Here is a 14,297-nt window from a genome sequence, read left to right as displayed (position 1 = left end):
CTGTGTGTTCAGTGATCGTCGGCTGCCACGATGTCGCGGGTGATTTCGAGTTGCCCGAGATGTTGGGACAACTCCCGCACCATATGCAGCAGCATCCACGTGGCGCTGGCTGTTCGGACGGTGTCGCTGCGGGTGGTGCCGGTGGCAGTCCGGCTGCGCACTCCCTCGGTCACGGCGATCGCAGCCCGCTGGGGAAAGTCTTCGCGGACGCGGGCGAGTTCGGCACACAACTGCTGTGGATCGCCCTGCGCGCGGAACTCGCTGTCACGATCACGGGGGATGTGTAGACCGGCGATCAGCGAGCCGCCCCAGTAGTCGGCCATGCCGACGCAGTGTGCACCGATCGCATACGGACTGTTGGCACCTGGCAAGTCAGGGACGCGATTGGCCTGCACGGTGGTCATGCCGGCGAGGATCGCCTGTATGGCGGCCAAGGACTCGTCCGCGATGGATACGACCGCCTGGTACGTCTCGTCGTCGTTTCGATTCGTCATGGCAGGCAGGGTAGAAGACGGGCCGGCGGAATTCTCGTGGATCCTGGAGGTCCTCCGGGTCGGAGAGTCTCGGACACCGGGGGTGCGTCAGACGTGGGCCGCCTCGTGCTCAGGGAATCGGACGCCCTTACGTTCCAGTTCAGCGGCGATATCGTCGCGGGTGAGCACAGGTCCGACCGTCGCGTGCGACCCCAGCAGCAGTACCGAGGTGTGCACGATGGTCTCGTCCCCTTCGCGCTACGCCGTGCCGAGGGTTGCGACCACGCGTCGCAACAGGACCGCGTCGGCGGGAATCACATCGGGAGTGAAAGTCCAGTCGCTTCCGGTCCACGGATCCGCAAAATGCCCATCGTCACTCGACGGCAGGTGCTGGGATTGCTCGAGCAGGATCCGGTATGCGGGATCATCGACCACGGAGTCGGATGCGCCGGCGATCACGATCGAGATGTGCTGCGCACCGGACAGTTGGGTGAGGCGGATGATCTGCATGAGGTCGTCGCTGCTGTATCCGTGAGGCATGCCTGCCAATACGAGAACGCGCGGTTCCAAGTGTGCCGCAGCAGGATCGGTGGACATCGACAGGGCTGTCAGCTCGGCGCTGTCGGCCAGACCCTTCAGTTTGGGCGCGACACCCCCGATGCCGAGGACGGGCGGTCCCGCGAGCACCGGGGCGGTCAGCTCCCTGAGTTCGACGAGCGCACCCGCAGGGTCGACGACGTCGATACGCGTGCCGGGCTGCGCGGCGAGCAGACGCAGGGCGAGAGCAGTGACGATCTGCTGTGAGGCCGCATCATCGCCGTCGATCCACAGCGGCCGGCGCATGGGCAACGGCACGCACAGCGGCACCCGGAGTGTTCCACGTTCGGGTGCAGACAGCTCGCCCACCCGGATTCCGTCACTGGTCGTGCGCAGCGTATTCCAGGCCGGGGACGTCCACGATGCCAGCGACGCGTGAAGCGTGACGTCGATTGCGCGGAGTTCGTCGGTGAGACTCGAAGTGTCCTCACGGTGCCGCTTCTCCGCGGCAGCGTTCAGTTCCTCACACCGTCGGTGGGCCAGTGCGCGTGCTGTTTCCGCTGCCGCACCGGTGCGGGTCGCGGGATCGGCGACGGCGGCAGAGAGTTCGTCGTCGAGGCGGTGCTGCGCATATTCGTGGGCCGCTATGTAGGCCGCTGCGGATCGTGCGGCATCCTCGAAGATCTTCCACAACCACTCGAACGACGGTGTCGCATCGCTCGTGGCGGGTGCAGACGGCTGCAGTTGCACTGGAGGCGGCGGATCGTCATCGACCTCGACTCCGTGCGCGGTGAACATCTCGCCCAGGCCACCTGCATAGCCCTGACCGAGCGCTCGCATCTTCCAGTTCCCGTTGTGTGGGTAGAGCTCCCAGCACAGCAGCGCGGTTTCGGCACCGGACGTCTCGACTTCGAACGAGACGAGCGGCGTGCCGGAAAGGTCGGCCAGCGACGTGGAGACACGTTGCGCCGAATCCGTACCTGCCGCGCACAGCACGCGAGTGCCTGCGCGCAGAGCGTCCAACTCGACGACGATCATGTCGCCGTCGAGCCGGACGCCCTGTGTCCGGGGCTGGTTGTAGAACACGACGTCGTCCGACGACGCGACCTGCAGGCGGTCGTCGACCACGAACGCACACAGGTCGACCGGGACGGTGGCCGAGACGGTGAAGCGGACGGCCCGGGCCGTCAACGGAGCGTTCTGCCCCGGAGAGAACACTCCGTTCACGGTTACGACGCCAGGAAGCGACCGAGCTGCGGCGCCGCCTCGCCCGGGTGCTTGGCCTGGATGCCCTCGCCGATGGCCTGCAGTTTCCATTCGCTGCCGTGGCGGTAGACCTTCGCCATGACCATGCCGGTGAACGGCATGCCGCCCTGCAGTGTGTAGCGGGCGAGTTCGTCGTTGGTGGTGCCGTCGACGAGGCGGCAGAATGCGTTCTGGACCTGTTCGAAAGTGTGGCCCTTGTACGAGGTGACGATGAACATCACCGTGTTGATGTGCGGGGGCACGCGTGTGAGGTCGACGAGGACCACCTCGTCGTCGCCTGCGCCCTCGCCCGTGAGGTTGTCGCCCTGGTGCTGGATCGAGCCGTCTTTCGCGGTGAGCTGCCCGTAGTAGGCGACGTCGACGATGTTGTGATCGGCGAACATCACCGCAGACGCATCGAGGTCGATGTTGGCCGATCGGCTGCCGAACAGGCCGCTCTTCTTGACGGGGTCCCAGCCGAGGCCCATCCGCAGGAACGTGAGTGCGACACCGCCATCCTTGCGGAGCGTGACCTTCTGCCCCTTGACCAGACTCACCGGACGACTCTTCGTCAGGCTCACCTCGGGCGGCCCGGCAGGCGCGGGGGGTGCCTGGTCGACCTGCTGCTGAGGTGGCGCGAACTGCTGCTGTGGGGGCGGGTTGTAGGCAGGCGGCGGGGGTGCAACGGGTGGTGCAGGCGGCGGGGGCGCCACGGGTGGCGCAGGCGGCGACGCAGCGGGAGTTGCCGGCGCATCGTCCACGGAAACACCATGATCGGTCACCAGCGCGGCGAACCCACCGGCGTAACCCTGGCCGACCGCCCGGACTTTCCATGCACCCTGGCGGCGATACAGCTCGAGCGCGATCACGATGGATTCACTGCTCAAGCCCTCGATCCGGTATTCGTAGAGCACAGTGCCGTTCGCGTCGGACACTCGCGCGGTGGGAGGCGCGAAGCGCCCGAAGCTGCTCGACGCGTCGTCGAGGGTGATCACTGCGCGTACCTGCTCGATATCGGCCGGAACTGCACCGAGCGACACCGCGAGCGACGCGGCCTGTCCGGGCGCACCGGGCACGAGGTTGACGCCGGGGCCTGTGGGCTGGTTGAAGAAGACGAAGTCGGCGTCGGATCGGACTTTGCCGTCGGCCTTGACCAGCAGTGCAGACAGGTCTGCCGGTGTCGTCAGTTCCAGGGAAACGACGACGTCGTTTGCGCTGAGGGGGCCGTTCTGGCCTTTGGCGAGCGGGCTGGACAAATCGAAGTCCTCACTGTGTCGGCGGGTGGACGGTTGAGCATAGGGCGGGGTCGGCGGTGATGACACCGCCACCAACTCTACGAAGCGACGGGTACTGCTGTTGACCGGGTGAACCAGGTGAGGATTTCTTCACCGGCCGTGATGCCCGTGCTCTCCGTGACGGTGAGCGTCGGATGCTGCCAGTTCATGGACTCGAGCTCTCCATGCCGGGGGCGTATCGCCGAGTCGGCGGACGCGAGCATCTCGGCATCGAGTGCACCGTCGCCTGCCGCGAACACCTGCGCGCCGGAGGCGAGCAGTCCCGCATCCGTCAGCCGTCGGTGCACCTCCGCGACCGCGCGGCTCTTGCACACGGGGTCGGGCATCGAGTAGATCTTGCGTCCCTGCTGTGAGGCATTCCAGCCGTGGCCTGCACACCACGCGCTCCAGTCGCTCATGAAGCCCCGGGGCTGGGCGGCGACATCGACGACGAGATAACAGAACAGGTCCTCGGCGATCCGGAGCTTCGAGACCCACTCGTCGGATATGCGTCGCCTGAGCTCTGTGACGACCTCGTCGAGGCTCGCGGAGGATGCGCGCACCGTGTCGTCGATGCCTCGCCGCCAGCTCACATCGGCGTCGCCGTCGACGAGGATCGCTCCCCCGTTGCTCGTGATGGCGTACGGCCAGGGACCGCCGGGGAGATCGATGCGGCGGAACTGTTCGGGGGTGCGCGTGGTGGTGGGCACCACCGGCAGAGTCGCGGCGAGTTCCCGGAGCCCCAGCGCCGCTTTCTCGGTCACATACGACAGCGGAGCACCCTCGTAGTATTCGACGCACACGAGCCCGCCTGCGGCGAAACGGTCTTCGCCCATCGCGCCGCGCGAGTAGATCATCGTGCGATCGAGATCGGTCGCGATGAGCGCGGTGGCGGTCACGGGAGATCCTTGATCAGGCCCATGCACGAATAGGCGAGGTCGGGGACTTCCACCACGGGCACGTCCCGAGCCGAAGCGAGCATCCGGATGTGGGCGTGTTCGTCGGCGTGGATGTCGCGCACGAGCACCTTCCACGGCACGCGACGCAGGAGCACACGCGTGGTTTCACCGACACCGGGTTTGACGAAGTTCACACTGGAGATGCCGAACTGGATGCGGACCTTCTCGACCGATTCCCAACCGGCCCAGGTGGGTTCGCGGTCGGCCTCCGAGACCTTCCTGGCCTGCGCAACGGCTGCGCCGCGATCGCCGAATTCGGCCGCCACGGTGTCGAGGAGGACGCCGGAGACGTCGTCTCGTGCGAGTTCGGCATAGAACTTGGCGCCGTGGAATTCGCCCGGTGCGATGAAATCGTCGTTGAGCACGGTGCGTGAGACGAGGCCGGACACGGTCGAGTTCAGGCACGCCGACGCGATGAGGAAGTCGTCGCGTGTGCCGAATGTGCGCACGCAATGTCCCGGGTCGGCGAGGACTGCGAGATCACTAGACAGGGCCGGACCACCGGAGGCGCTGTACTCGGCGAGCGCTGCCGCGAGCTCCCGTGCGATGGCGCCCTTGCCGGTCCAGCCGTCGACGAACACTACGGATTTCGGATCGTGATGCTCGGTGATGTAATCGAGTGCTGCCCTGTCGATTCCGCGTCCGCGCACGATAGAGACGGCATAGTGCGGAAGATCGAGGTCGTGATGCTGCTGTGCCCAGCGGCGGATCAGAATTCCGATCGGGGTGCCTGCCCGGGCCAGCGACACAAGGGTGAGATCGGTGCCGCGTTCGGTGAGCAGCAACTCGGTGACGGTGCCGACGGCCTGCGCAAGACGGGGCGCGGTAGTGGCGAGGGCCTTGTCGAACAGTTCACGGTAGGCGGCGTCGGGTTGATACTCGATGGGGAGGGACTCGGCGTAGTGGGCGAGTCCCGCCTGGATTCTGGCCTCTCGCTGGGCGATACTGCCCTCGAGGTCGACGTGGGACAGGTCTTTGAGGAGCCAGCTCACCTCGTCGGCGGCGTACGACCCGAAATCGGGTCCGGTCAACGGTGTGGTCACTTGTTGTCCTCCCTGACACGACCTTCCCTGGATCGGCGCAACTTCACCGGATCCGTGGACGGCACCACGGCGACGAGTACGTCTTCGCCCGCTGCCGTCAATACATCGAGTATCCCGCCTGGGCCACACAGGCGTTCGGTGTGGGCCGGGCCGTCGATCACCAGGATCAGTTCGGAACGCGCGTCAGCGTCGGCCCACTGCGCGTTGTACAGGTAGCGTGGTGATTCCGGTTCGAGGTCGACGTCGATGTATTCCGGTGCGGCGAAGGTGAATCCTCGCCGAAGTGGATACCCGGGAACATCGAGTACGTATGCAGGAGACCGAGTGGTGGTCTGAAACCGTGTCGGTGTTCCACGTGAGGTGAGTGCATCCGCAAGCCGCAACGGCAGATACATCAATTCCTCGTGACCGATCACGATCGCCGGACGGGTGGTGTCACGCGCATCCGACAGCGCGTCGGTGGCGTCGGTGATGGCGATGTCGAACTCCGGGACGTCGGCACGCAATACACCGTGCCGACCGCCATCGGGGACGTGATCGGGCCACGGCAATGTCACGAATCGACTGGCTCCCCGTTGTGGCGCAATGGGGTTCAAGTCCGGATCTGGGAGTGCCGTCACACGTGCGGTCAAACCGTCGGGTACTTCGGTGTGTCCGCAGGCGAGGCTCACGTGATCGATGCGAGCGCCGAGTTCCTCGGCGGCGGCAGCGGTGCGCAGGCGGTGTTCGTCCGAGCGCATATCGACCAGGGATGCGACGACGTAGCGCGACCGCGGTTGCTGCCGGTGCAGGGCCCGGACTGCATCGAGTGCGGTGGCGCCGGTGGAGATTTCGTCGTCGACGAGTACCAGCGGTGCAGTGTTCGCGAACAATTCTGCCGAGGTGGGCTGCAGCAGGTGCGACGTGGCGTGCGAGTGGCCTTCTTCGAATCCTGCGAACACGTCGGCACCGGGAACGTGGCGGCGCGTGGAGTGCAGGTAGCACGCCGCCGCCAGTCTGTCGGCGACGCAATGGCCCAATCCGGTTGCGGTTTCGGCGAATCCCAGTACGACCGCATCGGAGGCCTCTGGGCCGAGCGCGTCGGCGACGAGCTCTCCGAGCCTGTTGCCTGCGGCCAGCACCACTGCGGGATCGGTGGGCAGGTGTTTGCCGAGCACCGTCGAAACCAGCAGGTGTGCGCGGCGCGGGTTTCGGCGCAGGCCCGGCTCGACCAGTTCGGGGACGGTGTATCCCGTCGACGTCAGGTCATGATGCAACGCGAGACCGAATGTCTCTGTTGCCCAGCTGGGACGAAGTGTGTCGGTCATCGGACCACCAGTGCGGTCAGCAGGTCCACGAACGAGACTCCTTTGTTGGTGACCCCGAACACCGATGCGCGTACAAGGGTCTGCTGTGCCCAAGTTCGGTGCGGCCGTCGTTCGTTCATCTTGTTGCCGTACCCGGACGCTCGGACACCGCCGGTGTCGGCTTCGAGAATGTCGATGGCATCGTGGTATTCCTCGTGCGTCACAGCGGACAATGCGTGTACTGCCGCGACATGCGACGGATGGATCACGGTCTTGCCCTGGATGCCGTTGGCCCGGTCGAGCGCGATCTCCCTCAGCAGCCCGTCCAGGTCGCGGCTGACGAGCTGTTGCCGGAAGAGCACGGCGTCCTGCTCCTCGAACGGAGTGGCCCGGAGCATCGGCCGGAACATCCGCTCGTGGTCGGCGAAGTACTCCCAGACCGGGCCGGTGATGACGAATCCGGTTCCGTCGGTGCGGCCGAGGTAGTTGACGATGGTGGCAATCACATCGACGACGACGCGCACGTCGTAGATGGTCAGGTCGCGGTCGCGCCGAATTCCGAACGTCGCACACATGTCGGTTGCCCCGACACGCACGGCCAGCACCTGGTGCCGGAATTCGGCGAGCAACTGAGAGATGCTGCGCAACTCGTCGTCGCGGGTCTCTCGGTGCACCACCGAGGTGGATTCGATGACCGGCATTGCGTACAGATGCTTGCGGAGCAGGCCGGATGCGCGCACCACTGCTTCGAGGAACTCGCGGCCGCCGCCGGAATCGAACTTGGGCAGCACGAACCCGGTGAGCACTCGCACACCTCCGCCGAGGATGTCCGCGATGCGGTCGATGCTGTCGGCCGTGCGGACGCGGATGAACAGAAGCATCGGGTCGTCACCCTGTGCGGCGAGCTCGTCGAGAGTGGCAACCGCGTTGCGCAGTCCCTGCTCCACCTCATGATCGGCGACGGCATCCTCGAGATCGAGGACCATCGACGTGACGCCCTCGCTCGCCCGGCGCAGGATCGTTGCGGTGAGGTCGCTGCGGGTCGCGGGCACGTACAGCGTGGCACCGAGGGCGACCGCGAGGCGTTCGCGGTCGTCACCGTCGCCGAACGACTGCGGCGCACGAAAGAACAACCTCTCGAGCGTGGTTCGATCCAGGTGGTGAAAATGGCGCATCGTCTGCGCCTTCGTGAAGGTTGCCCCCGTCATCGGCCGTTGGCCCGTCCTCTCATTCGTTCTACCACTGTGGCGATGAAATCCGACACCGCATCGAGATCGCGCACGTAGGCCCAGTAGTCCGGGTGGACGCCGATGAGCGAATCGACCGCCCTGTCGATCCGGTCCAGTTGGGCGTCGAGAACCGACCCCCACTCTGCGGTCAGGTCACGTTGTACGGCAAGAAGCTGCGCATCACGCAGGCGGAACCGCACCTCGTCGACCTTGGCCTCCGGATTCTTCCGGACGGCGCGCAAAGTCGCCAGTCGGCCGGTTACGGCGTCGACCAGTTCTTCGGCGGAGGCGAGATCGACGCGGACCTCGGTGGCGAGATCGAGTGCGAGTTCGGGCCGGGCGTCGTCCGCAGCTCGGCGTGCTTCGTCGAGGCGTGCGTCTGCGCGCTCGAGGAGTGCCTCGGCCTGTCGGGCATTGTCGGACAGATCGGCGGAGCTCGCGGCATTGAATTCACGGAGCAATGACGAATATGCAGGTGGCAGACCCTCTGCCCGGGTACGCACCGCGTTCATCCTGGTGGTGACCGACGCCACGGTGTTGCGCGCTTCATTCTGGCGCCCGGGGGCGTCGGTCAGGGCCTGCCGCAGAGTGCTCGTGGCTTCCTCGACCGCATGTGCTCCTGCGCGCAGGGCGCTGGTACCGCGCGCGGAGTCCAGGGAACGCAGCGCGTTCTCGAGTTCCTCGGTGGCGATACCCACCGATCGATAGTGCGCGAACGCTGTGCGTTCGGGCGCCTGCAATGACTCGAGCGCCACTCGGGCTTCCGCCCGAACCCGATGCGCGAGTTGGGGAACCGTCTGGGCAAGTGCGGAGACATGCTCGAGGTGACCACGATTGTTCTCATAGAATTCATCGAGAATTCTTGTTGCATCGCCTATCCGACGAATGACGTGTTCGTAGTCGGCCGTCGACGCCAATTCCTGGTCGGGTTCGGTGTGCGCGAGCTGCAGGTATTCTTCGGCTGCGCGATAGCAGCTCTGCCTGATCGGTTCCCACTGCCGACGCAGATTCCGCTCGGGAGCGAGCTCGTGAGAGTCGGCAACGCCCGCTTCGGCGACCGACTGACGTCGATCCATGTCGAGGAACGCGGCCACCATCGCATCATGGGCACGACGAGCCGCGGGGTCTTCGGAGTGCCCGCCGCCGAAGAGGCGGCGCGTCCATCGGCTCGCCACAAGACCGAATGGTACTGGTCGTCCGGTGTTCGCCACCGTGGCCCGCAACACTGGGCATAGTGGACAGGAGCGTACTTCATTCCCACCTATTACTGTGGTGGAACACGCGCGAAACCGGACGTACCGCCTCGGTGCGTCGACGACCGATCGAAAGGACCCCGCATGGGCGTCAGCTTGACCAAGGGTGGAAACGTCTCCTTGACGAAGGAAGCCCCCAACCTCACCGCAGTTGCGGTCGGACTCGGCTGGGACGTGCGTACCACCACCGGCACCGACTTCGACCTCGACGCGAGTGCCATTGCGACGGGCGCCGACAAGAAGGTGGTCTCCGACCAGCACTTCGTCTTCTTCAACAACATGAAGTCGCCCGACGGCTCCATCGAGCACGCCGGCGACAACCGCACCGGTGAGGGCGAAGGCGACGACGAGGTCATCAACGTCGACCTGGCTGCTGTCCCGGCGAACATCGAGTCCATCTTCTTCCCCGTGTCGATCTACGACGGTGACACTCGCAGCCAGTCGTTCGGCCAGGTCCGCAACGCCTACATCCGCGTCGTCGACCGCTCCAACGGCACCGAACTGGCCCGCTACGACCTCAGCGAGGATGCCTCCACCGAGACCGCCATGGTGTTCGGTGAGCTCTACCGCAACGGCGCAGAGTGGAAGTTCCGCGCGATCGGCCAGGGCTACGCCTCCGGCCTGTCGGGCATCGCCCGCGACTACGGCGTCAACGTCTGATAGTCGCCGAAAATCGGATCCGGTCCTGTGCCTCGATGCCGGGACCGGATCTGCATTTGCCGGATTGCAGTAACCACCCTGCATAGCCCTGAATTCGAAAAGAAAGGCCACGCTTCGTGGTACTGCGAATATTCGGTGCGTCCTTCGCCGTCACCGTCGTCTCTCTGGTGGTTGCCTTCCTTTATGGCGGTCCCCAAGCTCTGTTCCTCTGCGTGATCCTCGGAATTCTCGAGGTATCGCTCTCGTTCGACAACGCGGTCATCAACGCGACCGTGCTGCGGCGGATGAGCGAGTTCTGGCAGAAGATCTTCCTCACCATCGGCATTCTCATCGCCGTCTTCGGTATGCGTCTGGTCTTCCCGCTGCTCATCGTGTGGGTTGCGTCGGGCCTCGGCCCGATCGCAGCGTTGGACCTCGCGCTCAACCCGCCGGCGGATGGTGCGGCGTACTTCCCCAACGGCGACCCCAGCTACGAAACGCTGATCACCGACGCCCACCCGCAGATCGCGGCATTCGGTGGCATGTTCCTGCTGATGTTGTTCTTGCACTTCATCCTCGAAGAACGTGAGATCAAGTGGCTGGAATGGCTCGAGCGGCCACTGGCGAAGGCAGGCAAGCTCGACCAGCTCGAGGTCGTCATCGCGGTCGTGCTGCTCCTCATCACGGCTACGATCATCGCGCCGGACGACAAGGTCTCGACCGTGATGATCGCCGGTGCGCTCGGCATGATCACATACATTGCGGTCAACGGCCTCGGCGAGATGTTCCATATCCCGGAAGAGGACGAGGAACCGACCGGTGGGCCGAGCGGCCTCGCGAAGGCAACCGGTAAAGCCGGGTTCTTCCTGTTCCTCTACCTCGAGGTTCTCGATGCCTCGTTCTCCTTCGACGGTGTCATCGGCGCATTCGCGATCACGTCCGACCCGATCATCATCGCGCTGGGTCTGGGCTTCATCGGTGCCATGTTCGTCCGGTCGATCACGATCTTCCTGGTCCGCAAGGGCACGCTGTCCGAGTACGTCTATCTCGAACACGGTGCCCACTGGGCGATCGGTGCGCTCGCACTGATCCTGCTGTACTCGATCGGCACCCATGTCCCGGAGCTCATCACCGGTCTGGTCGGCATCGTTCTGATCGGTGCAGCGTTCGGGTCGAGCATCTACCGCAACCGCAAGGAAGCGAAGGCGGAAGTGTCCGTCTGATCGCACTGAGCCGATGGGAGCCCCCGACTTGTCTTCGGGCCGAGGGCTCCCATTTTCCGTATCCGGCACCTGCACATCTGCACACCACTCAGTGAAAGGCACGCACATGGCCATCGACTACAACAAGAAGCCCGAGCAGGGGTCCAGTGGAGTGAACCTCAGCAAGATCAACCTGACGAAAGAATCCCCCACCGTAAGCCTCAGCAAGGGCGGTGCGGGACAGGGTGTGGTCCGCGTGAATCTCAACTGGTCGCGCGGTGAGCAGAAGAAGGGATTCCTCGCCAAGCTCACCGGTGCCACCGGCGGGGTCGACCTCGATCTCGGGTGCCTCTACGAGCTGGCCGACGGCTCGAAGGGCGTCATCCAGGCGCTCGGGAACAGCTTCGGAGCGCTGAACACTGCGCCGTACGTCCACCTCGACGGCGATGACCGCACCGGCTCCGCCCAGGGCGGCGAGAACATGCACATCAACCTCGAACGCCCCGAGCTGTTCAAGCGAGTGCTGATCTTCGCGATGATCTACGAGGGTGCAGCGAACTGGGCCGCCGTCGACGGCGTCATCACTCTCACCCAGCCGTCGGGTCAGGAAATCGAGGTCCGCCTCGATTCGCCGAACAACGGCGCCCGCATCTGCGCCATCGCAATGCTGAAGAGCACGGGCCAGGGCGTGACGGTGGAGCGTCTCGTCGAGTACGTCAACGGCAGCCAGTCCGACCTCGACCGTGCCTACGGGTGGGGCATGCAGTGGCAGGCAGGCCGCAAGTAGTCGATCGGCAGGTGTTTCCTCGCCGGCCCGACGGGTGGGCAGCAAATGGACTGTGCGCCGGGCCGGTGAGGAACTATCGATGCGCGAGGACTACGACGAGCGCGACGCCGCTACTCCGAACCGGGCGGGTGTTCCGCGGCCTCCTTGATGGCATCGAGCCTGCGGTCCCACCCGGAGCCGACGTCATCCAATGCTCGCCCGAGTGCGCTCAATCTGGAACCGGCGGCGGAGAAACGGAGTTCGCGGCCGATGCGTTCGGATGTCACCAGTCCGCAATCCTCCAGGACCGCAAGGTGTTTGGCAATGGCCTGACGCGACACGGTGAACTCCGATGCGAGGCCCGACGCAGAGGCAGGTGCGCCGCCGAGGCGCTGCAGGATGCTCCACCGCGTGTCGTCGGCCAGGGCTGCGAACACGCGTGTGGTGTCGGGCGTCCCGTTCGAATCAGTGTGCGGCAACGGTTCTCCCCTTCTCGAGATGCGCCTTGGCGAGGCCCAGTTCGATGATCCAGCCTTCGACATTGCCCTCGTACTTTGCGCGGCGTTCGACGGAGTCACCCGGGAGTGAATCGAACCCGGTCTCCGTCACGCTCAGGACGGTCGAGGTGTCGGAGACGGCATCGAGCCGGAATTCGACGAGCGTGGACGGGCTGTCGGGGTCTGTGTGGTCGGACAGCCAGCGGAATGCTGCATAGTTCGGTTCGTTCAGCGCAATGGTGCGGAATGTGAAGGCGCCGTGGACAGGGTCGTGCACGACGGTGAGGTCGCCGTTGCGTTCGATCCGGTGTTCGGTGATCCTGCTGTCGTTGATGTACCAGCCGGGCTCGGCGACGAGTTCCCATACTCGTGCGGCCGGAGCGTCGATCGTGATCTGCCGTTCGATGGTGCCGAGTTCGTCGGTCATGATTTCTCCTGAGGGTGGATCTCCGGATGAAGTGCAACCCCATGGTTGCACTGAATGTTCTTTGTTGCAACCCCCAGATTGCATATCGGGTTTCGTATTGCCGGGCCCCGGGTAGCCGAAGTCGGAAGTCGTCGGTGTTCGAGGAAAGGCGTATCGGGATGAAACTCACGACCGGACTGGGAACTGCGGCTGCGACGACAGCGACCGCGCTCATAGGATCGATCGCATCGCGTGACGTCGATTCGCGCTGGTACCGCAAGCTGCGCAAGCCGCGCTTCCAACCGCCCCCGGCGGCGTTTCCGATCGTGTGGACCACGTTGTACGCCGACCTCGCCGCGACCTCTGCGGTAGCGCTCGACGAGTTGGCCGATCGGGGCACCCGCGAGGAGCGCCGGAACTATGTCGCTGCGCTCGCCGCCAACCTCGTGCTCAACGGCGGATGGTCCTGGGTGTTCTTCAAATGGCATCGCCCCGCCCTGGCGACGGCGGTTTCGGCTCTACTGACCATCAGCAGCGCCGACCTCGCGCGACGCACCGCTGCGGCTCATCCGGTCGCCGGTGCGGCGCTGCTTCCCTACCCCGTGTGGACGTCGTTTGCGACGGTGCTCAGCGCGCGTATCGCACAACTCAACCGGTGATATCGGTGCGCCTGGTGTACGGAATGATGGGCACATGCTCGAAACACCTGTGATCATCGGAATCGGTTCCATCTGTCTGGGCTTCGTGTTCTTCCTCGCCGCGGCCAGCGGAGCGCGAGCCAAGTGGAACAGGAAGCTGACCATCGCCCTGTTCATCGTTGCGATCGTGTTCATGACGGTCATCCCGGTGATCGGCGCGGTGGGTTTCGCGGCCTGATTCCGACCAGGTGTTGATTGCGGACCGAAGTTGTCCTCGATTGTCTCTACCGTGAGAGCATGACCGAAAACATCACCGTGGAAGCCGCAGAAATTCTGGCGATGCTCGCGGAACAGCGTGAAATGCTCCTGATCACCGTGCGGGGACTCGACGACGCCGGCGCGCGCACCCGCAGCACTCCGAGCGACCTCACGCTCGGTGGGCTCATCAAGCACGTATCGGCCACCGAGAGCGGCTGGATCGACAGGATTCGTGAACTGGACGAGAACGCCGTCTTCGACATGGATTCAGCGATGGTGTCGTACTACATGAGCGACGACGAGACCCTCGCCGGATTGCTGGACGAGTATGCGAAGGTCGCGGCTGCGACCGAGGAGTTCGTCGCAGGTCTCGATCTCGACCTGCAGGTTCCGCTCCCGACCGCACCGTGGGCACCGGAGCGGGAATGGTGGAGTGCGCGAAAGATCCTGTTGCACATCATCCGCGAGACGGCCCACCACAGCGGTCATGCCGACATCATTCGCGAGTCGCTCGATGGTGCGAACACCACCATGCAACGCGGCGCCGATGCCGGCATGACCTTCGACTGAGTGCCATCTGCTTGCGTGCCGC

17 protein-coding genes are annotated in these 14,297 nt (G+C 64.9%); 6 read left to right on the top strand and 11 right to left on the bottom strand.

All coding sequences use genetic code 11. The features are described from left to right. Nucleotides 1–8 precede the first annotated feature (8 nt). The 9 genes from ACTDXD_RS09945 to ACTDXD_RS09905 all read right to left on the bottom strand — a co-directional run bounded on the left by ACTDXD_RS09945 (nt 9) and on the right by ACTDXD_RS09905 (nt 9,143). Nucleotides 9–494 (bottom strand): DinB family protein, encoded by a 486-nt coding sequence (locus ACTDXD_RS09945; RefSeq protein WP_440126878.1) that lies wholly within the window; start codon nt 492–494, stop codon nt 9–11. Nucleotides 495–581: 87 nt separating this feature from the next. Continuing rightward, the gene (locus ACTDXD_RS09940; RefSeq protein ID WP_440126877.1) at nt 582–710 is read right to left on the bottom strand and encodes a hypothetical protein; all 129 of its coding nucleotides are present in this window, start codon (nt 708–710) and stop codon (nt 582–584) included. Between the two features lie 21 nt (nt 711–731). Next, entirely contained in the window at nt 732–2,237 is a 1,506-nt protein-coding gene (locus tag ACTDXD_RS09935; protein ID WP_440126876.1) for a TerD family protein, read from the bottom strand. 2 nt (nt 2,238–2,239) lie between these two features. Further along, nucleotides 2,240–3,511, bottom strand: a complete 1,272-nt coding sequence (locus ACTDXD_RS09930; protein ID WP_440126875.1) for a TerD family protein — start codon at nt 3,509–3,511, stop codon at nt 2,240–2,242. A gap of 77 nt (nt 3,512–3,588) precedes the next feature. Beyond that, the gene (locus ACTDXD_RS09925; protein ID WP_440127599.1) at nt 3,589–4,386 is read right to left on the bottom strand and encodes an HAD family hydrolase; all 798 of its coding nucleotides are present in this window, start codon (nt 4,384–4,386) and stop codon (nt 3,589–3,591) included. Between the two features lie 38 nt (nt 4,387–4,424). Further along, nucleotides 4,425–5,531: a cysteine protease StiP family protein gene (locus tag ACTDXD_RS09920; protein ID WP_440126874.1), complete on the bottom strand. Its 1,107-nt coding sequence runs from the start codon at nt 5,529–5,531 to the stop codon at nt 4,425–4,427. Continuing rightward, nucleotides 5,528–6,838 carry a phosphoribosyltransferase family protein gene (locus ACTDXD_RS09915; protein ID WP_440126873.1) on the bottom strand — a complete coding sequence of 437 codons (1,311 nt, stop codon included), beginning with the start codon at nt 6,836–6,838 and terminating at the stop codon, nt 5,528–5,530. The genes ACTDXD_RS09920 and ACTDXD_RS09915 overlap by 4 nt, the downstream gene beginning before the upstream one ends. Further along, nucleotides 6,835–7,992 (bottom strand): HpcH/HpaI aldolase/citrate lyase family protein, encoded by a 1,158-nt coding sequence (locus ACTDXD_RS09910; RefSeq protein ID WP_440127598.1) that lies wholly within the window; start codon nt 7,990–7,992, stop codon nt 6,835–6,837. The genes ACTDXD_RS09915 and ACTDXD_RS09910 overlap by 4 nt, the downstream gene beginning before the upstream one ends. 29 nt (nt 7,993–8,021) lie before the next feature. Continuing rightward, nucleotides 8,022–9,143 (bottom strand): hypothetical protein, encoded by a 1,122-nt coding sequence (locus tag ACTDXD_RS09905; protein WP_440127597.1) that lies wholly within the window; start codon nt 9,141–9,143, stop codon nt 8,022–8,024. Nucleotides 9,144–9,383: 240 nt separating this feature from the next. Between ACTDXD_RS09905 and ACTDXD_RS09900 the strand changes: the two genes are divergently transcribed. From ACTDXD_RS09900 to ACTDXD_RS09890, 3 genes are all read left to right on the top strand, one after another. Further along, nucleotides 9,384–9,959, top strand: a complete 576-nt coding sequence (locus ACTDXD_RS09900; protein ID WP_440126872.1) for a TerD family protein — start codon at nt 9,384–9,386, stop codon at nt 9,957–9,959. Nucleotides 9,960–10,075: 116 nt separating this feature from the next. Next, entirely contained in the window at nt 10,076–11,161 is a 1,086-nt protein-coding gene (locus ACTDXD_RS09895) for a DUF475 domain-containing protein (RefSeq protein ID WP_440126871.1), read from the top strand. Between the two features lie 106 nt (nt 11,162–11,267). Beyond that, complete coding sequence (locus tag ACTDXD_RS09890; protein WP_440126870.1) at nt 11,268–11,927, top strand: TerD family protein; 660 nt, start codon at nt 11,268–11,270, stop codon at nt 11,925–11,927. Between the two features lie 110 nt (nt 11,928–12,037). Here ACTDXD_RS09890 and ACTDXD_RS09885 read toward each other — a convergent pair whose 3' ends face one another. Together ACTDXD_RS09885 and ACTDXD_RS09880 are read right to left on the bottom strand one after the other, a co-directional pair. Then, nucleotides 12,038–12,385 carry an ArsR/SmtB family transcription factor gene (locus ACTDXD_RS09885; RefSeq protein WP_440126869.1) on the bottom strand — a complete coding sequence of 116 codons (348 nt, stop codon included), beginning with the start codon at nt 12,383–12,385 and terminating at the stop codon, nt 12,038–12,040. Beyond that, nucleotides 12,372–12,830 carry an ATPase gene (locus ACTDXD_RS09880; protein WP_440126868.1) on the bottom strand — a complete coding sequence of 153 codons (459 nt, stop codon included), beginning with the start codon at nt 12,828–12,830 and terminating at the stop codon, nt 12,372–12,374. The genes ACTDXD_RS09885 and ACTDXD_RS09880 overlap by 14 nt, the downstream gene beginning before the upstream one ends. 158 nt (nt 12,831–12,988) lie before the next feature. On the opposite strand from ACTDXD_RS09880, the gene ACTDXD_RS09875 reads away from it, so the two are divergent. From ACTDXD_RS09875 to ACTDXD_RS09865, 3 genes are read left to right on the top strand one after another with little or no spacing between them, the layout of a single operon-like run. After that, the gene (locus ACTDXD_RS09875) at nt 12,989–13,468 is read left to right on the top strand and encodes a TspO/MBR family protein (RefSeq protein ID WP_440126867.1); all 480 of its coding nucleotides are present in this window, start codon (nt 12,989–12,991) and stop codon (nt 13,466–13,468) included. Nucleotides 13,469–13,502: 34 nt separating this feature from the next. Continuing rightward, nucleotides 13,503–13,685 carry a hypothetical protein gene (locus ACTDXD_RS09870; protein ID WP_440126866.1) on the top strand — a complete coding sequence of 61 codons (183 nt, stop codon included), beginning with the start codon at nt 13,503–13,505 and terminating at the stop codon, nt 13,683–13,685. 59 nt (nt 13,686–13,744) lie between these two features. Further along, a complete protein-coding gene (locus ACTDXD_RS09865) occupies nt 13,745–14,275 on the top strand; it encodes a DinB family protein (protein WP_440126865.1) in 531 nt (176 codons plus the stop codon). Nucleotides 14,276–14,297: the final 22 nt, after the last annotated feature.

The sequence above is a fragment of the Rhodococcus sp. SJ-3 genome (genome assembly GCF_051918125.1).
Classification (GTDB): Bacteria; Actinomycetota; Actinomycetes; order Mycobacteriales; family Mycobacteriaceae; genus Rhodococcus.
This window is presented reverse-complemented; position numbering and strand designations above follow the sequence as displayed.